Origin of the sequence: Kutzneria buriramensis (genome assembly GCF_003387475.1) — a bacterium.
Taxonomy (GTDB): domain Bacteria; phylum Actinomycetota; class Actinomycetes; order Mycobacteriales; family Pseudonocardiaceae; genus Kutzneria; species Kutzneria buriramensis.
This window is the reverse complement of the sequence record NZ_QUNO01000012.1, coordinates 250,955-269,273: the sequence shown is the minus strand read 5'-3', so window position 1 is coordinate 269,273 and position 18,319 is coordinate 250,955. Positions and strand designations below refer to the sequence as shown.

The 18,319-nt window shown below is 71.6% G+C and carries 20 protein-coding genes; 5 read left to right on the top strand and 15 right to left on the bottom strand.

The window, feature by feature from the left end; genetic code table 11:
* Window positions 1–108 precede the first annotated feature (108 nt).
* From BCF44_RS33085 to BCF44_RS33070, 4 genes are read right to left on the bottom strand one after another with little or no spacing between them, the layout of a single operon-like run.
* Window positions 109–378: a DUF397 domain-containing protein gene (locus tag BCF44_RS33085; RefSeq protein ID WP_116178351.1), complete on the bottom strand. Its 270-nt coding sequence runs from the start codon at window positions 376–378 to the stop codon at window positions 109–111.
* Window positions 379–438: 60 nt separating this feature from the next.
* Complete coding sequence (ilvC, locus tag BCF44_RS33080; RefSeq protein WP_116178350.1) at window positions 439–1,452, bottom strand: ketol-acid reductoisomerase; 1,014 nt, start codon at window positions 1,450–1,452, stop codon at window positions 439–441.
* A gap of 35 nt (window positions 1,453–1,487) precedes the next feature.
* Window positions 1,488–1,994, bottom strand: a complete 507-nt coding sequence (gene ilvN, locus BCF44_RS33075) for an acetolactate synthase small subunit (protein WP_116178496.1) — start codon at window positions 1,992–1,994, stop codon at window positions 1,488–1,490.
* Window positions 1,995–1,999: 5 nt separating this feature from the next.
* Window positions 2,000–3,838 carry an acetolactate synthase large subunit gene (locus BCF44_RS33070; RefSeq protein ID WP_116178349.1) on the bottom strand — a complete coding sequence of 613 codons (1,839 nt, stop codon included), beginning with the start codon at window positions 3,836–3,838 and terminating at the stop codon, window positions 2,000–2,002.
* A gap of 382 nt (window positions 3,839–4,220) precedes the next feature.
* Here BCF44_RS33070 and BCF44_RS55830 point away from each other — a divergent pair, with 382 nt between their 5' ends.
* Together BCF44_RS55830 and ilvD are read left to right on the top strand one after the other, a co-directional pair.
* Window positions 4,221–4,601 (top strand): PH domain-containing protein, encoded by a 381-nt coding sequence (locus BCF44_RS55830; protein WP_170217869.1) that lies wholly within the window; start codon window positions 4,221–4,223, stop codon window positions 4,599–4,601.
* Window positions 4,602–4,670: 69 nt separating this feature from the next.
* Window positions 4,671–6,515, top strand: coding sequence for a dihydroxy-acid dehydratase (ilvD, locus tag BCF44_RS33060; protein WP_116178347.1), 1,845 nt, complete (start codon window positions 4,671–4,673; stop codon window positions 6,513–6,515).
* A 61-nt stretch (window positions 6,516–6,576) separates the two neighbouring features.
* On the opposite strand, the gene BCF44_RS33055 is transcribed toward ilvD, so the two are convergent.
* From BCF44_RS33055 to BCF44_RS33045, 3 genes are read right to left on the bottom strand one after another with little or no spacing between them, the layout of a single operon-like run.
* Complete coding sequence (locus BCF44_RS33055) at window positions 6,577–7,125, bottom strand: GNAT family N-acetyltransferase (protein ID WP_116178346.1); 549 nt, start codon at window positions 7,123–7,125, stop codon at window positions 6,577–6,579.
* A gap of 3 nt (window positions 7,126–7,128) precedes the next feature.
* Window positions 7,129–7,710 (bottom strand): DoxX family protein, encoded by a 582-nt coding sequence (locus tag BCF44_RS33050; protein WP_116178345.1) that lies wholly within the window; start codon window positions 7,708–7,710, stop codon window positions 7,129–7,131.
* Between the two features lie 52 nt (window positions 7,711–7,762).
* On the bottom strand, window positions 7,763–8,188 hold the full coding sequence (locus BCF44_RS33045) for a MarR family winged helix-turn-helix transcriptional regulator (protein WP_116178344.1): 426 nt from the start codon (window positions 8,186–8,188) through the stop codon (window positions 7,763–7,765).
* 74 nt (window positions 8,189–8,262) lie between these two features.
* On the opposite strand from BCF44_RS33045, the gene BCF44_RS33040 reads away from it, so the two are divergent.
* Window positions 8,263–9,204: a quinone oxidoreductase family protein gene (locus BCF44_RS33040; protein ID WP_116178495.1), complete on the top strand. Its 942-nt coding sequence runs from the start codon at window positions 8,263–8,265 to the stop codon at window positions 9,202–9,204.
* Here BCF44_RS33040 and BCF44_RS33035 read toward each other — a convergent pair.
* From BCF44_RS33035 to BCF44_RS33025, 4 genes are read right to left on the bottom strand one after another with little or no spacing between them, the layout of a single operon-like run.
* Window positions 9,201–10,127, bottom strand: coding sequence for a 2-hydroxyacid dehydrogenase (locus tag BCF44_RS33035; protein ID WP_246015863.1), 927 nt, complete (start codon window positions 10,125–10,127; stop codon window positions 9,201–9,203). The two genes, BCF44_RS33040 and BCF44_RS33035, sit on opposite strands and share 4 nt — an antisense overlap.
* 14 nt (window positions 10,128–10,141) lie before the next feature.
* Entirely contained in the window at window positions 10,142–10,294 is a 153-nt protein-coding gene (locus tag BCF44_RS55825) for a hypothetical protein (protein WP_170217868.1), read from the bottom strand.
* Window positions 10,246–11,841, bottom strand: coding sequence for an amidohydrolase family protein (locus BCF44_RS33030; protein ID WP_116178343.1), 1,596 nt, complete (start codon window positions 11,839–11,841; stop codon window positions 10,246–10,248). The genes BCF44_RS55825 and BCF44_RS33030 overlap by 49 nt, the downstream gene beginning before the upstream one ends.
* A gap of 2 nt (window positions 11,842–11,843) precedes the next feature.
* Window positions 11,844–12,488: a VC0807 family protein gene (locus BCF44_RS33025; protein ID WP_116178342.1), complete on the bottom strand. Its 645-nt coding sequence runs from the start codon at window positions 12,486–12,488 to the stop codon at window positions 11,844–11,846.
* 129 nt (window positions 12,489–12,617) lie between these two features.
* Between BCF44_RS33025 and BCF44_RS33020 the strand changes: the two genes are divergently transcribed.
* Entirely contained in the window at window positions 12,618–13,799 is a 1,182-nt protein-coding gene (locus tag BCF44_RS33020; protein ID WP_116178341.1) for a PQQ-dependent sugar dehydrogenase, read from the top strand.
* Window positions 13,800–13,864: 65 nt separating this feature from the next.
* Here the strand turns inward: BCF44_RS33020 and gatB are convergent, their stop codons facing one another.
* The 4 genes from gatB to gatC all read right to left on the bottom strand — a co-directional run bounded on the left by gatB (window position 13,865) and on the right by gatC (window position 17,460).
* Window positions 13,865–15,367, bottom strand: a complete 1,503-nt coding sequence (gene gatB, locus BCF44_RS33015) for an Asp-tRNA(Asn)/Glu-tRNA(Gln) amidotransferase subunit GatB (RefSeq protein WP_116178340.1) — start codon at window positions 15,365–15,367, stop codon at window positions 13,865–13,867.
* Complete coding sequence (locus BCF44_RS33010; protein WP_116178339.1) at window positions 15,364–15,564, bottom strand: hypothetical protein; 201 nt, start codon at window positions 15,562–15,564, stop codon at window positions 15,364–15,366. The genes gatB and BCF44_RS33010 overlap by 4 nt, the downstream gene beginning before the upstream one ends.
* Window positions 15,561–17,084, bottom strand: coding sequence for an Asp-tRNA(Asn)/Glu-tRNA(Gln) amidotransferase subunit GatA (gene gatA / locus BCF44_RS33005; protein ID WP_116178338.1), 1,524 nt, complete (start codon window positions 17,082–17,084; stop codon window positions 15,561–15,563). The genes BCF44_RS33010 and gatA overlap by 4 nt, the downstream gene beginning before the upstream one ends.
* Before the next feature lie 76 nt (window positions 17,085–17,160).
* Complete coding sequence (gene gatC / locus BCF44_RS33000; RefSeq protein ID WP_116178337.1) at window positions 17,161–17,460, bottom strand: Asp-tRNA(Asn)/Glu-tRNA(Gln) amidotransferase subunit GatC; 300 nt, start codon at window positions 17,458–17,460, stop codon at window positions 17,161–17,163.
* 204 nt (window positions 17,461–17,664) lie between these two features.
* Here gatC and BCF44_RS32995 point away from each other — a divergent pair, with 204 nt between their 5' ends.
* Window positions 17,665–18,318 carry an ACT domain-containing protein gene (locus tag BCF44_RS32995; protein WP_170217867.1) on the top strand — a complete coding sequence of 218 codons (654 nt, stop codon included), beginning with the start codon at window positions 17,665–17,667 and terminating at the stop codon, window positions 18,316–18,318.
* Window position 18,319 lies beyond the last annotated feature (1 nt).

Sequence of the window (18,319 nt, the reverse complement as noted above, 5' to 3'; positions counted from 1 at the left end):
GGTAGGTCGGGGCCGACGCCGGTCAGCGCCGGTCACGGGGAAATACGACATCCGGGTACGGCTAACGGATTCGCCTGATGGCGCGGCTCCGCCGTGTTATGCGCCAGATCACCAGGGCTCGTCGAACTCGCCGTCCCTGGCCCCCTTCACGAAGGCGTCCCACTCCGCGGGCGTGAACACCAGCACCGGACCGGTCGGCTGGGCCGAGTTGCGCATCGCGACGTAGGTGACGCCGTCGGTGTGCGGCACGAAGGCCACCTCGACGTGCTCGCCCTCGCTCTCGGCGCCGTCGCCGCGCTGCCACTTCGCCCCGCTCAGGTCCAGGCTGCCGCGAACCTGCGCCTTGTCGTCGTAGATCGGTGCCGCCTCGTCGCTCATGGCGCGCAGCGTAGAACGGCCCCCGCTCCGGGCGGAGCGGGGGCCGTCGCGGAGAAAAGATCAGGCCGTCTCGGTGATCGGACGGTCCACCCAGGACATCAGGCCGCGCAGCTTCTTGCCGACCTGCTCGATCGGGTGAGCCTCGCCCTCCTGCTGGAGCTTGGTGAAGTTCGGCCGACCGGCCTCGTCCTCGGCCACCCACTCGTTGGCGAAGGTGCCGTCCTGGATCTCGCCCAGGATCTTCTGCATCTCGGCCTTGACCGACGAGGTGATCACGCGCGGGCCGCGGGTCAGGTCGCCGTACTCGGCGGTGTCGGAGATCGAGTAGCGCATCTTGGCGATGCCGCCCTCGTACATGAGGTCGACGATCAGCTTGAGCTCGTGCAGCACCTCGAAGTAGGCGATCTCCGGGGCGTAGCCGGCCTCGGTGAGCACCTCGAAACCGGTCTGCACCAGCGCGGAGGCGCCGCCGCAGAGCACCGCCTGCTCGCCGAACAGGTCGGTCTCGGTCTCCTCCTTGAAGGTGGTCTTGATGACGCCGGCGCGCGAGCCGCCGATGCCCTTCGCGTAGGACAGGGCGAGCGCCTGCGCGCCGCCGGTGGCGTCCTGCTCGACCGCGATCAGGCAGGGCACGCCCTTGCCGTCCACGAACTGGCGGCGCACGAGGTGGCCCGGGCCCTTCGGCGCGACCATCGCGACGTCCACGTTGGACGGCGGGGTGATCAGGCCGTAGCGGATGTTGAAGCCGTGCCCGAAGAAGATCGCGTCGCCGTCGTTGAGGTTGGGCGCGATGTCGTCGGCGTAGATCTTGCGCTGCTTGGTGTCCGGGGCCAGGATCATGATCAGGTCGGCCTCGGCGGCGGCCTCGGCCGGGGTGAGCACCCGCAGGCCCTCCTCCTCCGCCTTCGGCCGCGACTTCGAGCCCTCCGGCAGGCCGATGCGAACGTCCACACCGGAGTCGCGCAGGCTCAGCGCGTGGGCGTGGCCCTGGCTGCCGTAGCCGATGACGGCCACCTTGCGGCCCTGGATGATGCCGAGGTCGGCGTCGTCGTCGTAGAAGGTCTCGACAGTCATGACTTTCCTCAGGTTCCTTCCGGAATTTTCGGGATTCAGCGGGCCGCTGTGGCGGTGATGGACCGTGCGCCGCGTCCGATGGCGACCATGCCGGACTGCACCATCTCACGCAGACCGTAGGGCTCCAACATCCGCAGCAGCGCGTCGAGCTTGTCGCCCGTTCCGGTTGCCTCGATGGTCAGCGCTTCGGGCGAAACGTCGACCACCTTGGCGCGGAACAACTGCACCGTCTCCAGCACCTGGCTGCGCACGGTGGCGTCGGCGCGGACCTTGACCAGCAGCAGCTCCCGCTGCACGGCCGTGGTCGGCTCCAGCTCGACGATCTTGATGACGTTGATCAGCTTGTTCAGCTGCTTGGTGACCTGCTCCAGGGGCAGCTCGTCGACGCCGACGACGATGGTCATCCGGGAGATGTCCGGGTGCTCGGTGGGGCCGACCGCGAGCGACTCGATGTTGAAGCCGCGCCGGGAGAACAGGCCCGCCACGCGGGCGAGGACACCGGGCTTGTTCTCGACCAGGACGGACAAGGTGTGCTTGCTCATGCTCATCACTCGTCCTCGTCGAACAGCGGGCGGATGCCGCGGGCGGCCATGATCTGGTCGTTGCCGGTGCCGGCGGCCACCATCGGCCACACCTGCGCGTCCTTGCCGACCACGAAGTCGATGACGACCGGGCGGTCGTTGATCTCCATCGCCTGCTCGATGACCTTGTCCACGTCCTCCTTGCTCTCGCAGCGCAGGCCGACGCAGCCCAGCGCCTCCGCGAGCAGCTTGAAGTCCGGGATGCGGTGCTTGTGCGTGCCCAGGTCCGTGTGCGAGTAGCGCTCGGCATAGAACAGGTTCTGCCACTGCCGGACCATGCCCAGGTTGCCGTTGTTGATGACGGCGACCTTGATCGGCGCGCCCTCGATGGCGCAGGTGGCCAGCTCCTGGTTGGTCATCTGGAAGCAGCCGTCGCCGTCGATGGCCCACACGACCTTGTCCGGCGCGCCGAACTTCGCGCCCATCGCCGCCGGCACGGCGAAGCCCATCGTGCCCAGGCCGCCGGAGTTGATCCAGGTGCTCGGCTTCTCGTACCGGATGAACTGCGCGGCCCACATCTGGTGCTGGCCGACGCCCGCCGTGTAGATGGCGTCCGGGCCGGCGATCTGCCCGATCCGCTCGATCACGAACTGCGGCGACAGCGCGCCGTCCGACGGCCAGTCGTAGCCCAGCGGGTAGGTCTCCCGCCAGCTGCTGGTCTCGGTCACCCACGGCTCGAGGTCGGCGGTGGCGGTGTGCTCCCGCTCGGCCTGCACGGCGGCGATCAGGTCGCCCAGGATCTCCTTGCAGTCGCCGACGATCGGCACGTCCGCGCGGCGGTTCTTGGAGATCTCGGCCGGGTCGATGTCGGCGTGCACGATCTGCGCATCCGGCGCGAACGAGTCGAGCTTGCCGGTGACGCGGTCGTCGAACCGGGTGCCCAGCGCGATCAGCAGGTCCGCCTTCTGCATGGCGGCCACCGCGGCGACCGTGCCGTGCATGCCGGGCATGCCCAGGTGCTGCGGGTGCGAGTCGGGGAACGCGCCGCGCGCCATCAGCGTGGTGACGACCGGGATGCCGGTCAGCTCGGCCAGCTCGCGCAGCTCGGCGGTGGCGCCGGACTTGATGATGCCGCCGCCGACGTAGAGCACCGGCCGGTGCGCGGCGGTAATCAGCTTGGCCGCCTCCCGGACCTGCTTGCCGTGCGGGCGCGTCGTCGGCCGGTAGCCCGGCAGGCGCAGCTCCGGCGGCCAGGAGAAGGAGGTGGTCTCCTGGAGCACGTCCTTGGGGATGTCGACGAGGACCGGGCCGGGTCGGCCGGTGCTCGCGATGTGGAACGCCTCGGCGATCGCCCGCGGGATCTCCGCCGGGTCGGTCACCAGGACGTTGTGCTTGGTGATCGGCATGGTGATGCCGCAGATGTCGGCTTCCTGGAACGCGTCGGTGCCGATCAGGGCCCGGCTCTGCTGGCCGGTGATGGCGACGACCGGCACCGAGTCCATGTAGGCGTCGGCCAGCGGGGTGACCAGGTTGGTCGCGCCCGGGCCGGAGGTGGCCATGCACACGCCGACCTTGCCGGTGGCCTGCGCGTAGCCGGTGGCGGCGTGGCCGGCGCCCTGCTCGTGGCGGACCAGCACGTGCCGCAGGCTCGTGGAGTCGAGCAGCGCGTCGTAGGCCGGCATGATCGTGCCGCCGGGAATGCCGAACACGACCTCGCAGCCGACGGCCTCGAGCGAGCGGACGAGCGAGGCGGAGCCGGTCACACGGACCGGGGCGCCGCCGGGCGGCGCCGGTTTCGGGGGCGGGCCGGGGCGCGGCGGTGTCGCGCCGGGGACCGGGGCTTGTCGCGAGGGTGCGCTGGTCATCGGGGCTGCCTCGGGGTCGGTGGTACTGCGGAAAGTACGTGGTCCAACAAGCATGAAAAAACCCCCGCCAACCACATGTGGAACGTGGTCGAACGAGGGTCGCGCGCCGACGCGGACTCAGCGGTCCTAGGCGTCGGCGCGCCTCGGAAGTACGAGGCCGGTGTTGCGCAGCATGTCCGGCACGTTACTGCCGGGTCGGCGGCAGCGTCAACTCTGCGGGAAAACGCTCCCGGATGGTGGAACGAAAAGACCAGGTGCGAGGATCGCCGCTGAGGGAGCTTGCGACCTCAGCCATCAAGAACTGCGACTGCTCGGTCAACGCCAGGCCGAGCGTAGCGAGGAGCTGTCGTTGACCGAGTCCGCTCCCTCCTCAGTCCAACGAGTGATATTCCGCGCTCCCACCACCGGCCTGCTGCCGGTGGGTTTCCTCGCGCTGTGCGAGACGCCGGTCGTGGCCACCGCCGGACCCGTCTTCACGCTGCTCTACCTGGTGCCGATCGGCCTGGCGGCATGGATCCTGCGGACCAGGACGGTGGTCGACTCCGAGCAGCTGCGCACCCGCAGCCTGTTCGGCGCGCGCACGCTGGCGTGGGCCGACATCCGCTCGCTCAAGCTCCCCCGCCGCGGCTGGGTGAACGCCGTGCTGGCCGGCGACGAGCTGGCCCCGCTGCCGGGCGTGCGCACCCGGCACCTGCCGATGCTGGCGGCACTGTCCGGCGGGCGGCTGGCCGATCCCAACGCCGCCGCCGAGGACGCGGAGTAACCTGAGGTCCGAGCCGCGACCCGGTCCACGTCAACTTTTCCGCAAGGCCAATCCGTTTTTGGAGGAGCAGTGCCCCAGCTGCGCTCCCGCACCACGACCCACGGCCGCAACGCCGCGGGCGCCCGCGCGCTCTGGCGGGCGACCGGCATGACCGACACCGACTTCGGCAAGCCGATCGTGGCGATCGCCAACTCCTACACCCAGTTCGTGCCGGGCCACGTGCACCTGCGTGATCTCGGCGACATCGTGGCCGAGGGGGTGCGCGCGGCCGGCGGCGTGCCCCGCGAGTTCCACACCATCGCGGTGGACGACGGCATCGCGATGGGGCACGGCGGCATGCTCTACTCGCTGCCCTCCCGCGAGATCATCGCCGACTCGGTGGAGTACATGGTCAACGCCCACCAGGCCGACGCGCTGGTGTGCATCTCCAACTGCGACAAGATCACGCCGGGCATGCTGAACGCGGCGCTGCGGCTGAACATCCCGGTGGTGTTCGTGTCCGGCGGCCCGATGGAGGCCGGCAAGGCCGTCGTGGTCGGCGGCGTGGCGCAGGCCCCGACCGACCTGATCACCGCCATCTCGGCGTCGGCCAGCCCGGCTGTCGACGACGAGGGGCTGACCGCCGTCGAGCGCTCGGCCTGCCCCACCTGCGGCTCGTGCTCGGGCATGTTCACGGCCAACTCGATGAACTGCCTCACCGAGGCGCTGGGCCTGTCGCTGCCCGGCAACGGCTCCACGCTGGCCACGCACGCGGCCCGCCGGGCGCTGTTCGAGAAGGCCGGCAGCACCGTCGTCGAGCTGTGCAAGCGCTGGTACGAGCAGGACGACGAGTCGGCGCTGCCGCGCTCCATCGCCAACCGCAAGGCGTTCGAGAACGCGATGGCGCTGGACATGGCGATGGGCGGCTCCACCAACACCGTGCTGCACATCCTCGCCGCCGCGCGCGAGGGCGAGATCGACTTCACGCTGGCCGACATCGACGCGATCGGCCGCCGCGTGCCCTGCCTGTCCAAGGTGTCGCCGAACTCCGACTACCACATGGAGGACGTGCACCGGGCCGGCGGCATTCCCGCGCTGCTGGGCGAACTCTGGCGCGGCGGGCTGCTCAACGAGGACGTGCACGCGGTGCACAGCCCGACGCTGGCGGAGTGGCTGTCCACCTGGGACGTTCGCGCCGAGTCGCCGTCCGAGGAGGCGCTGGAGCTGTACCACGCGGCGCCGGGCGGTGTCCGTACGACGCAGGCGTTCTCCACCGACGCGCGGTGGTCCTCCTTGGACACCGACGCCGAGGGCGGCTGCATCCGGGATGTCGCGCACGCGTACACGAAGGACGGTGGCCTGGCGGTCCTGCGCGGCAACCTGTCCGTCGACGGCGCGGTGATCAAGTCCGCCGGCATCGAGGAAGAGCTGTGGCGCTTCCAGGGCCCGGCGCGGGTGGTGGAGAGCCAGGAGGAGGCCGTGTCGGTCATCCTCAACAAGGAGGTCCAGCCCGGCGAGGTCATCGTCGTGCGCTACGAGGGCCCGGCCGGCGGCCCCGGCATGCAGGAGATGCTGCACCCGACGGCGTTCCTCAAGGGCTCCGGCCTCGGCAAGAAGTGCGCGCTGATCACCGACGGCCGGTTCTCCGGCGGCTCGTCGGGCATCTCCGTCGGGCACATCTCGCCGGAGGCGGCGCACGGCGGCGCGATCGGCCTGGTCGAGAACGGCGACCAGATCCTGATCGACGTGCACGAGCGCAAGCTGGAACTGCTGGTGGACGAGGCGGTGCTGGCCGAGCGCCGGGCGAAGATGGAGTCCAGCGAGCGGCCGTGGCAGCCGAAGGACCGGCAGCGGCAGGTCACGCTGGCGCTGCGTGCCTACGCCAAGCTGACCACATCGGCGGCGACCGGCGCGGTGCGCGACCCGGGGCTCTAGTCACTCTGGTGTTTGGAAGGGGCCCTTCCTGACGTCGAACGTCAGGAAGGGGCCCTTCACATCACTTCCAGGGCCGGGGATCGGTCACCAGCAGGGACCAGATCTCGGCGTCGTGGCGGCGTCCGCCGAACAGGTACGACTCCCGCATCACGCCGTCCAGGCTCATGCCCAGCCGCTTGGCCACGGCCTTGCTGCGCTCGTTGGCCGGCATGGTGATCCATTCGATCCGGTGCATGCCGCGCACCTCGAACGCCCAGTCGATCATGAGCTGGGCGGCCCGGGTGATCAGGCCGTGGCCCTGGGCGTGCGGGGCGAGCCAGACGCCGAGCTCGCAGTTGCCGGCGGCCGCGTCGAACTGCGGGAACAGGATCGCGCCGACCAGCTCGCCGCGCAGCCGGATGCCGAGCAGCCGGCCGGCGCCGTTGGCCTGCCGGTCGGCGTAGCGCTGCAACAGCTCGCGGGCGCTCTCCGTGTCGGTCACCGTGTGGGCCAGCGGCACCCACGGCGCGAGGTGCTCGCGCAAGCCGTCGATGTGCTCGGCGAACTCGCCGGCCTGCCAGGGTTCCAACGTGGTGAGCTCGGCGTCCGGCGCCAGCGGCAAGGAAAGCATGGGTCAGTTATGCAGCAGCAGCTGCAACGCGGCAACCGCGATAACGGCCAGCGAGAACAGCGAGGTGCCGTACGCCAGGGCGTGCCGGTACCAGGGCAGGCCGCGGTCCAGCGAGATCCGGCCGGGGCCGCAGAACTGCACCGCGAAGGCCGCGCCGGCCAGCGACGCCGCGACCTCGTAGGCGTTCAGGCCGCCGTTCCACTGGAGGATGATCGAGTTGCCGACCACCACCAGCACGGCCGCCGCGGCCAGCGGCGTGAACAGGCCCAGGATCAGCAGCACCGCGCCGCCCAGCTCGGCGTAGCCCAACGCCGAGGCGAGGATGTCGGTGTACTTGAAACCGGCCTGCTGCAAGGACTTCGCGAAGTCGCCGAGCCCGTGGCCGCCGAACCAGCCGAACACCCGCTGCGCGCCGTGCACGCCGACCAGGCCGCCCAGCATCAGCCGCAGCCCGAGCAGGCCCAGGTCCGCGCCGCCGTGCCAGAGCGCCACGGGCCGTGACGGCTCCTCGTAGGCAAGCGTGTTGCCGAACGGCTGCTCTTCGTCGTCGTCGAGGTGATGCAACCCCGTCTCGAAACTGCTCACCGCCGGCAGGGTAGGCAACCTTTGGCCGTCCCGGGACCGCCGAACAGAGCAGCTAGACGTGCGCGATTCGTTCCAGAAGGGCCTTCAGGCACGCCCGGTCGTCGGCCGACAGCTCGTCCATCAGGAGGCCGTCGGCCTCGGCGACCAGCAGGTCGAAGCCGGCCAGCGCCGTCCGGCCGACGTCACTGATGGTGACGATGTTGCGCCGCCGGTCGGCCGGGTCGGGCTCGCGGGTGACGTAGCCGTCGCCCTGGAGGTCGTTGAGCACGGCGACCACGTCGCTGCGGTCGAGGCCCAGGCGGCGGCCGATGTCGGCCTGGGACTGCTGACCGTGCTCGGTCAGCGTGGCCAGCACCGCGTAGTGCCACTTGCCGATGCCGGCCGCGGTCAGCCGGTCCCGGGCGAGCACGTGGGCGCGCTGCGCCGCGCGGCCCAGCAGCCAGACCACGGTGCCGCTGAGCCGATGCGGTTCGGACATGGCGTCACGGTACCCGCGACGCTATTGTTGGTGTCGCCAACGTTGGCGAGACCAACAATAAGGGGTGGATGTTCGTGCGACTCGTTCGCTTCCATGCTCACGGCGGTCCCGAGGTGCTCCAGGTCGAGGAGGCTCCGACGCCCGAACCGGGGGCCGGCCAGGTGCTGCTGCGCGCCGAGGCCATCGGCGTCAACTTCGCCGACACCAAGATCCGGGCCGGCGCCGACGGGATCTTCGCCCGTCCGCTGCCCGGCAGCCCGACCGGCGACGTCGTCGGCTCGGTCGTCGCCATGGGCCCCGACGTCAGCGGATTCGCCGTCGGGGATCGGGTGGCCGCCCTCGTGGCGGAGGGTGCGTATGCGGATTTCGTTGCGGTGGACGCAGCGTGGGCGGTTCCAGTGCCAGCCGGCCTGGACGCCGCGTCTGCCACCGCGCTGCCGATGCTCGCGCCGGTGGCCTTGCGGGTGCTGCGCATGGGCCGGCTCGCCGCCGGCGAGACCGTGCTGGTGCAGTCGGCCGCCGGCGGCATCGGCCACCTCGCCGTCCAGCTGGCGAAGCTGCTCGGTGCCAAGGCGGTCGGTGTTGTCGGATCCGCCACCAAGGCGGACTTCGTACGCTCCCTCGGCGCTGACGACGTCGTGACCACCGAAGGCGAGTGGCCCACCGGCGTCGACGTCGTGGTCGACGCCGTCGGCGGCCAAACCCTGTTGCGGGGCCTGGACTCCCTCGCCCCGTTCGGTCGGGCGGTCATGTACGGGGCCGCCAGCGGCGAGATCCCGACCGTGCCCGGGCGGAGCCTGTTCGGCCTCAAGTCGCTCGCCGGCTTCGGCGTGATGCCCTGGCGGCAGGCCCGCCCCGAGCAGGCCCGCGCCGAGGTCGCGGAGCTCACGCAACTGATCGTCGAGGGCAAGCTCCGTGTTGCCAAGCACGCCGAGTTTCCCTTGCCGGAGGCGGCAAAGGCGCACCAGGTGCTGGAAGACCGGACGAACCTCGGCCGGGTCCTGCTGGTCCCCTAGTACTCGCCACGCACCAGGTTACGCGGCTCCTCGCCACGGACGAAGCGCGCCACCTCGGCGGCGGCGACGCCGTAGGCGCGCTTCTCCCGACCGGTGCAGCTGCCGGCGACGTGCGGGGTGAGCAGCAGTCCGTCAACGCTCCACAGTGGATGGTCGGCGGGCAACGGCTCCGGGTCGGTGACATCGAGCGCCGCCCGGAGCCGGCCGGTGCGCAACTCGGCCACGAGGGCATCGGTGTCGACCACGGGACCCCGCGCGGCGTTGACGAGAATCGCGCCGTCGGCCATGCGGGACAGGAACTCCGCGTCGACCATCCCGGAAGTGTCAGACGTGAGTGGTACTACCAGGACGACCGCGTCGTGCGAGCCGAGCAGCCCGGGCAACTCGTCCTCCCCGCGCACGCCGTCCCGCGCGGTGCGGCCGACCAGTGTGGTCGTCACGTCGAACGGCTCCAGCCGCCGGGCAAGCTGGACGCCGAGGTCGCCGGCGCCGACGATCAGCACCCGCTTGTCCTGCAACGTGTCGGTGACCTGGAAGTCCCACCGGCCGGCCCGTTGCGCGTCCAGGAAGAAGGGAAGGTGGCGATAGAAGGACAACAACACTGCGACGACCCACTCCGCGGTGCTGCCGCCGTGCGCGCCCCGGCAGGTGGACAGGGCCACGCCCGCGGGCAGCCGGCCGAGCCACACCTCGGCACCGGCGCTGAGCAGCTGCACCAGCCGCAGCTTGGGTAGCTTCTCGACCAGCGGCACGGCCCGTTTGCCGGCCAGGAATGGCGGGATGAGCACTTCGGCCTCGGCGGCCTCGACCGGCAACTCGCCGTCGACGTCGTAGCGGACCGGGTGGACGCCCTCGATCGCGGACAACGCCTCGAGCGCGTGCTCGTCGGGCACCAGCACGGTGATCCTGTCGTGATCGGTCACGCTACGACCCTAGTTCAGTCCACCCGCAGCTCGGCGAGGTGCAGCCGGCGGCCGCCCGGCTGAACGGCGTTGAGGCCGACCGAGTGCACCCGGCTGCGGTCCAGCGGGCCGAAGGCGGTCAGCGGCAGCACGTGCGTGCGGTGCTCGGTGCCCAGCTCGACGGGCACGACGGCGGCTTGCCGGGCGGGAAGCCGGCGTCCACCGTGACGACCACGAGCGTCGGCTCGTCGGACCGCGCGGTGACGGTCACCGAGTGCTTGCCGGTGAGGTTCGCGCCGTCGGCGTCGTCCGCGGTGGTGCGGAACTGCACGCCCGCGAACGCCGGGGTGAAGCCGCCCTGGTCGCCGACCTCGGTGTCGATACGCAGCGCGTGCCCGGACGGCGCGGTGGCGTCGGCCTCGACGCTGAGCTCCACCTTGGAGTTCGCGCCGGCGATCGCGTGCAGGCCGGTGCCCCAGCGAGTTTCGGCGGTGCCGTCGGCGAAGTCGCTGACGAGCCCGTGCTCGGAACCCGCCGGCGCCGGGCGGCCGCCGGTCGTCGTCACGCGGGCGTCGAGGTGCGCGCCCCAGGCGTCGCGGTCCACCCGCCGGCCGGCGATCCACACTCCGTCGATCCGCCGGGTGTGCCGGATGTCGGTGAGCGGATCGCCGTCGACGAGCACGAGATCGGCGCGCAGGCCCGGGGCGATGCGGCCACGGTCGCGCAGCCCGAACACGGCTGCCGGCGCGGAGGTCGCGGCGGCCAGTGCCTCGCGCGGCGACATGCCGGCGTGCACGAGCAGTGCCAGCTCCTGGTGCAGGCTCGCGCCGGGCGCGGTCGCCGGCATGCCGACGTCGGTGCCGGCGAGCACCGTCGCGCCCGCGCGCCGGGCTGCCCGCACGTTCTCCTCGACCGTGTCGTAGGTCCAGCGGTCCGGGATCTGCCATGTCTGGCCGAGGTTGTCGCGAGAGTCCTGACTGAGCAGCGGGCGCAGGTGGCGGTCGTCGAGCACGTCGCCGGTCTTGTGCGGGAAGAACCCGTTGTAGAGGGTCGTGAGCGTGGGCACCACCACCGCGCCGACCAGCCGCGACGGGTCCTGCCAGGCGTCGACCGGGGCGTGCATCAGCAGGTCCGCGCCGGCGGCGATGGCGACGGCGGCATCGGCGGCGATGGTGACGTGCACCATCGCCATCCGGTGCTGCGCGTGCGCCGCCTCGATCAGCGCGACCAGGGTCGCCTCGTCGATGCTGAGCTCGTCGCCGTGCGTGGTGTCGTAGATGATCTTGATGTACGCCGCGCCCTCGGCGATCCGTGCGGCGACGAAGGCCTCGGCGTCGACCGGGTCGCTGAGCGTCGGCACGTCGACACCGAACTCCGTGCAGTGCCCGCCGGGCACGGTCGCCGGGTAGCTCGCCGTCCGGACGTCGGCCACCGGGCCGACCTCGGACAGGCCCCGTCCCCACTGTGCGGCGACCTCCGGCGGGCTGAACATGTCCAGCGCGGTGGTCACGCCGAACACCGCCGCCTCGGTGGTGGCCAGCGGGGCCCACAGGTGGACATGCGAGTCGATCAGGCCCGGCAGCAGCGTCCGGCCAAGGCCGTCCGCGCGCTCCACGTCCGGCTGGTCCGGATCGGCACTCAGGGTGACGATCCGGCCGTCCCGCACCAGGACCGTGCAGTCGGGGACCGCGCGGTAGCCGTCGAAAACGGTGACGTTGGTGAACAGCGTGTCCATGGTCAGGCTCCCTGCTCGATCTGACGGCGGGCCTCGCCGGCGCGGCGGCCGTAGCCGGCGGTCCAACTCATGAGGGCGATCAGGACAACTGCGGTCAGCACCGGCGACAACGCCGCGGCCAGGTCCAGCGAGGCGCCGCCGTAGACGATCGCGATCCGGCCGAGCGCCTCGACCAGCAAGCCGATTCCCCACACCGCCGTCATCACGCGCATGCAGCGCCGGAACAGCGGCGACAGCCAGGACCGGTTCCACTCCTCGACCTTCGCCGGGTCGCCGTCCTCCGTCGCGAACGGCCTGATCAGGTAGAACATCAGCGGCCTCGGCGCCAGCATGCTGGCCAGCGTCACCACGCCGAAGACCCCGGTGTAGAGCGAGTCCTTGGCGACGCCGAAGCGCGGGTCGCCGGTGACGACCGTCAGCGCGACGCCGACCGCGAGGCCGAGGAGCACGCAGAGCGAGACCGCGTTGACCTTGCCGGTCCGGGCCACGCCGAACCCCGTCCAGGCCGCGCCGAGCAGGATCGAGACCAGCAGCGCCGTCGCCGTGGAGACCGACGTGAACGCCTGGATCAGGAAGAACGCCGCTGGCGCGAGCGCGATGTCGAGCAGCAGCTGGACCACCCACGGCCGTCCCTTGCGCTTGCCCATGCCCACCTCCCAAGTTGGATACTTGAGTCTCACATAAGACTTCAGTTCCAGTCTAGAGAGACGCGGGTCTCAGTTCCGCCGATGAGCACTCACTCCGGGTTCACGCAGGCCCGCTTACGCTCGGGCATCATGCGGAGTGCTAGCCGGGTCGTCGCCACATCGGTGGCTCTCGGTCTGCTGCTGGCGGGCTGCGCGAGCTTCCCGGACCAGGGCAATGGCGGGAACGCGCAGAGCTGGCAGCCGCAACCCAAGCTCACCGACGCCCCGGGGCCGCAGCCGAACGCGCCCGGCAGCGGCTCGGACAGCGGCGGCACCATCCCCGGCCCGGGCGGCGGGTCGCGCACCCCCGTGCCGCCACCACAGGGCTGCACCGACTTCGACGCCAACGTCATCGGCACCTGCATGGCCCCGCTGGCCGCCGTCGCCGCGCTGCCGGGCGGCGCCACCGGCCTGGCCGCGGAACGCACCACCGGCCGGGTGCTCGCCGTGCAGCACGGCGCCGACCCCAAGCCCGTCGCCACGATCGCCGTCGACGCCTCGACCGACGGCGGGCTGACCGGCCTCGCGCTGTCGCCGACGTACCAGCAGGACCAGCTGGTGTACGCCTACGTCACCACCGCCACCGACAACCGGATCATGCGGTTCGCGGTCGGCGACGTGCCCAAGGCCGTGCTCACCGGCATTCCCAAGGGCCCCAAGCACAACCGCGGCGTGCTGGCCGTCGACCGCAGCGGCGCGCTGCTCGTCGCCACCGGCGACGCCGGAAACCCGGCCGCCGCAAGCGATCCCACCTCGCTGGCCGGCAAGGTGCTGCGCATCGACGGCTTCGGCCACGCCGCGTCGGGCAACCCCAACCCGGCCTCGCCGGTGGTCGTGAGCGGGCTCCAGGACCCCGGCGGCATGTGCACCGCCGCCGACGGCAGCTCCGCGTGGGTCACCGACCAGACCGACGCCGCCGACCAGCTGTTCCGCATCACGCCCGGGCAGCCCCAGCTCGGCAGCCCGGCCTGGACGTGGCCGGACCGGCCCGGCGTCGCCGGCTGCGCCGCGTTCACTGACGAGGTCAGCGTCGCCACCGTGCACAAGCCGGGCCTCCAGGTGCTGTCGCTGGCCAAGACCGGCGGCTTCAGCGGCCGGCCCAGCACCATCCTGGACGGCCAGGGCGGCTACGGCCTGATCGGCGCGATGGACGTGATCGACCAGAACACGCTGCTGGTCGGCACCGTCAACAAGGACGGCGGCAAGCCGGTCTCCAGCGACGACCGCGCGATCGTCCTCCCCAAGCCCAACGGCAGCTCGCCCAAGGACTGACCCCCAAGACCAAGGGCCCCTTCCTGACGTTCAACGTCAGGAAGGGGCCCTTGCAAAGACGAAAATCAGCCGCAGCGCTCGATGATCAGCTCGCGGACCCGCTTGGCGTCGGCCTGGCCCTTGGTGGCCTTCATGACCGCGCCGACGATGGCGCCGGCGGCGGCGACCTTGCCGCTGCGGATCTTCTCGGCCACGTCCGGCTGCGCGGCCAGGGCCTCGTCGATCGCGGCGGTCAGGGCCGAGTCGTCGGAGACGACCTTGAGCCCCCGCTTCTCCACGACCTCGTCCGGCTCGCCCTCGCCGGCCAGCACGCCGTCGACGACCGCGCGGGCCAGCTTGTTGGTGAGGCTGCCGTCCGCGACCAGCGCCGCCACCCGGGCGACCTGAGCCGGGGTGATGGGCAGCTCGGCCAGCTCCTGGTTCAGGGTCTTGGCCTGCTGCGACAGGTACGAGACCCACCACGACCGGGCGTCGTCGGGCTTGGCGCCGGCGTCGACGGTGGCCGCGACCAGCTCCAGCGCGTCGGCGTTGACGAGGTCGCGCAGCTCCAGGTCGGTCAGGCCCCAGTCCTCCTGGAGGTGCTTGCGGCGCACCCACGGCGGCTCGGGCAGGCTGGCCCGCAGCTCCTCCACCCACTCCCGCGACGGCGCGATCGGCACCAGGTCGGGCTCGGGGAAGTAGCGGTAGTCCTCGGCGGTCTCCTTGGCCCGACCGGCCCGCGTGGTCGCGGTGGACTCGTCGAAGTGCCGGGTCTCCTGCCGGATCGTGCCGCCACTGGCCAGCACGGCCGCGTGCCGGGTCATCTCGTAGCGCACGGCCCGCTCGACCGACCGCAGCGAGTTGACGTTCTTGGTCTCGGTGCGGGTGCCGAACTCGGTGGCGCCCTTGGGCATCAGCGACACGTTGGCGTCACACCGCAGCGAGCCCTGGTCCATGCGGACGTCGGAGACGTCGAGACCGCGCAGCAGGTCCCGCAGCGCGGCGACGTAGGCGCGGGCCACCTCGGGGGCGCGCGCGCCGGTGCCGACCAGCGGCTTGGTGACGATCTCGATCAGCGGCACGCCGGCGCGGTTGTAGTCCAGCAGCGAGTAGTCGGCGCCGTGGATGCGGCCGGTGGCGCCGCCGACGTGCAGCGACTTGCCGGTGTCCTCCTCCATGTGCGCCCGCTCGATGTCCACCCGGTACGTGCTGCCGTCGTCCAGCTCCACGTCGAGGTAGCCGTTGAAGGCGATCGGCTCGTCGTACTGGGAGGTCTGGAAGTTCTTCGGCATGTCCGGGTAGAAGTAGTTCTTCCGGGCGAACCGGCACCACTCGGCGATCTCGCAGTTCAACGCGAGACCGATGCGCATCGCCGACTCTACGGCCTTGCCGTTGACGGCGGGCAGCGCGCCGGGCATGCCCAGGCACACCGGGCACACGTGCGTGTTGGGCTCGCCGCCGAACACGTTGGCGCAGCCGCAGAACATCTTGGTGTTGGTGTTGAGCTCGACGTGCACCTCGAGACCCAGCACGGGGTCGAATCGCTCGAGGACCTCGTCGTAGTCCATCACCTCGGCCACGGCGGTCACGCCTCTTCCCCGTCCTTCCGAGCCCCACGGATGGCGAGCGCGCCGCCGGTGACGGCGACCAGCACGCTGGCGATCGCGTTCACCAGGGACAGCTTGTCGCCCTTGGCCACGGCCTTGCGCGCCTGCACGCCGGCCGCGACCACGCCGATCGCCGAGCCGATCACGGTGACGGCCAGCCGGATCTTGTTGACGTTCATCGGGAGATCGCCTCCAGTTCGGGCACGCGGTTGATCAGCGGGCCGCCCTGCGCGGCGTCGCGGGCGACCTCGTAGGCCGCGGCCACGCGGTACATCCGCTCGTCGGCCAGCGCCGGCGCCATCACCTGGAGGCCGACCGGCAGGCCGTTCTCCGCGGCCAGGCCGCACGGCACGCTCATGGCGGCGTTGCCGGCCAGGTTGGACGGGATGGTGCACAGGTCGTTGAGGTACATCGCGAGCGGGTCGTCGATCCGCTCGCCGATCTTGAACGCGGTGGTCGGCGTCGTCGGCGCGACCAGCACGTCCACCTGCTCGAACGCGGCGGCGAAGTCCCGCGAGATCAGGGTGCGGACCTTCTGCGCCGAGCCGTAGTAGGCGTCGTAGTAGCCGGCCGACAGGGCGTACGTGCCGAGGATGATGCGCCGCTTGACCTCGGGGCCGAAGCCGGCCTCGCGGGTCAGGGACATGACCTGCTCGGCCGACAGCTCGCCGAGGGTGTCGCCGTCGACCCGCAGGCCGTAGCGCATGGCGTCGAAGCGGGCCAGGTTGGACGAGGCCTCGCTCGGCGCGATCAGGTAGTACGCGCCCAGGGCGTACTTGAAGTGCGGGCAGGACACCTCGACGACCTCGGCGCCCAGGTCGCGCAACTGCTGCACGGCGGCGTCGAAGGAGTCGATCACGCCCTGCTGGTAGCCCTCGCCGCGGAACTCCCGCACCACGCCGACCTTGACGCCCTTGAGGTCGCCGGTCGCGCCCTGGCGGGCGGCCTCGACGACCGGGCGCACCGGGGCGTCGATGGAGGTGGAGTCCATCGGGTCATGGCCGGCGATCACCTCGTGCAGCAGCGCCGCGTCGAGCACCGTGCGGGCGCAGGGACCGGCCTGGTCCAGCGACGAGGAGAAGGCCACCAGGCCGTACCGGGAGACCGTGCCGTAGGTCGGCTTGACGCCGACGGTGCCGGTGACCGCGCCGGGCTGGCGGATGGAGCCGCCGGTGTCGGTGCCGATGGCCAGCGGGGCCTCGAAGGCGGCCAGCGAGGCCGACGAGCCGCCGCCGGAGCCACCGGGGATGCGCTCCAGGTCCCACGGGTTGCGGGTCGGGCCGTAGGCGGAGTTCTCGGTGGAGGAGCCCATCGCGAACTCGTCCATGTTGGTCTTGCCGAGGATCACCACGCCGGCCTTGCGCAGCCGCTCGGTGACGGTGGCGTCATACGGCGGCAACCAGTTCTGGAGGATCTTGGAGCCGACCGTGGTGGGCTCGTCGATCGTGCAGAGCACGTCCTTGAGCGCCAGCGGCACGCCGGCCAGCGGCGAGGCGACCTCGCCGACGGCGATCTGCTCGTCCACCGTCGCCGCGGCGGCCAGCGCGCCCTCGGTGTTGACGTGCAGGAAGGCATGGACCGCGCCGTCGACGTCGGCGATCCGGTCCAGGTGCGCCTGCGTCACCTCGACCGCGGAGACCTCGCGCTTGTGGATCTTGTCCGCCAGGTCGGCGGCGGACAGCCGAATGAGCTCGCTCACGACATCCTCCTCGCAGGGCTCGTCGGAGTCGCGAGCTGACGCTCGCTGTGCTGAATGGTGAACTCGGCGAGCTCGTTCACTGCTCCTCCCCCAGGATGCGGGGCACGCGGAAGCGGCCCTCCTCGGCGGCCGGCGCGCCGGCCAGCGCCTGCTGCTGGGTCAGGCACGGGCGGACGACGTCCTCGCGGAAGACGTTGGTCAACGGCACGGCGTGCGAGGTCGGCGGCACGTCCTGCTGGGACACCTCGCTGACCTGGGCCACCGCGTTCAGGATGGCGTCCAACTGGCCGGCGAACAGGTCCAGCTCGTCGTCTGTCACGGCCAACCTGGCCAGCCGGGCGAGGTGCGCGACCTCGTCTCGGGAGATGCTGGGCATGCGGAGGTGCTCCTCCAAGCGTGAACGGGCTCTTGCGGGCTTGACCGACCGAGTCTAGGACGCAGCCCCGCGCAGCTCCGAGCGGGTATCGCGGCCGCTGGGTGGACGACGGTCCTCATCCCGCCCGCCGGTCTGCGACAATCGGCGGCCGGACGCGGGCGGCGAGGTCCCGCGCCGGGACAGATGGCATGGAGGCGTTCCGCGGTGTCCTTCCTGATCCGGGTGCAGCTCCCGGACCGACCCGGCACGCTGGGCGCGGTCGCGACCGCGCTCGGCCTGATCGGGGCTGACATCCTCAGCGTGGACGTGGTGGAGCGCGCCCCCGGCCTGGCGATCGACGACCTGGTGGTGGAGCTGCCGTCCGGCCGGCTGCCGGACGCGCTGATCACCGCCGCCGAGTCGGTCGAGGGCGTCGAGGTGGACGCCGTGCGGCCGTACGCCGGCGTGCTCAACACCCACCGCGAGCTGGAGCTGGTCGAGGAGATCGCCGCCCGGCCCGAGCAGGGGCTGGAGATCTTCGCCGAGGGCGTGCCGCGCATCGTGCGCGCCGGCTGGGCGCTGGTCGTCACCCAGGACGGCGAGGGCGTGAGCCGGCTGGCCGCGAGCACCGCCGCGCCGGAGACCCGGATGGTCGCCGTGCCGTGGATGCCGCTGCCGCGGGCCACCATCCTCGACGGCGAGGAGGACTGGGTCCCGGAGACCTGGCAGGAGCTCGGCACCGAGCTCGCCGCCACGCCGCTGGGCAAGCCGGAGCGGGTGCTGCTGGTCGGCCGCCCCGGCGGGCCGATGTTCCGCGCCGCGGAGTTGGCGCGGCTGGCGCACCTGGCGGGCATCGTCGCGGTCGTGCTGCCGGACTGAC

Coding starts and splice junctions, on each gene's coding strand:
- BCF44_RS33085 (WP_116178351.1), bottom strand. CDS start 378: ATGAGCGACGAGGCGGCACCGATCTACGACGACAAGGCGCAGGTTCGC.
- BCF44_RS33045 (WP_116178344.1), bottom strand. CDS start 8,188: ATGTCCGAACCGCATCGGCTCAGCGGCACCGTGGTCTGGCTGCTGGGC.
- BCF44_RS33055 (WP_116178346.1), bottom strand. CDS start 7,125: ATGCTTTCCTTGCCGCTGGCGCCGGACGCCGAGCTCACCACGTTGGAA.
- gatC (WP_116178337.1), bottom strand. CDS start 17,460: ATGCCCAGCATCTCCCGAGACGAGGTCGCGCACCTCGCCCGGCTGGCC.
- BCF44_RS33030 (WP_116178343.1), bottom strand. CDS start 11,841: ATGGACACGCTGTTCACCAACGTCACCGTTTTCGACGGCTACCGCGCG.
- BCF44_RS33025 (WP_116178342.1), bottom strand. CDS start 12,488: ATGGGCAAGCGCAAGGGACGGCCGTGGGTGGTCCAGCTGCTGCTCGAC.
- BCF44_RS33010 (WP_116178339.1), bottom strand. CDS start 15,564: ATGAACGTCAACAAGATCCGGCTGGCCGTCACCGTGATCGGCTCGGCG.
- ilvN (WP_116178496.1), bottom strand. CDS start 1,994: ATGAGCAAGCACACCTTGTCCGTCCTGGTCGAGAACAAGCCCGGTGTC.
- ilvC (WP_116178350.1), bottom strand. CDS start 1,452: ATGACTGTCGAGACCTTCTACGACGACGACGCCGACCTCGGCATCATC.
- BCF44_RS33020 (WP_116178341.1), top strand. CDS start 12,618: ATGCGGAGTGCTAGCCGGGTCGTCGCCACATCGGTGGCTCTCGGTCTG.
- BCF44_RS33070 (WP_116178349.1), bottom strand. CDS start 3,838: ATGACCAGCGCACCCTCGCGACAAGCCCCGGTCCCCGGCGCGACACCG.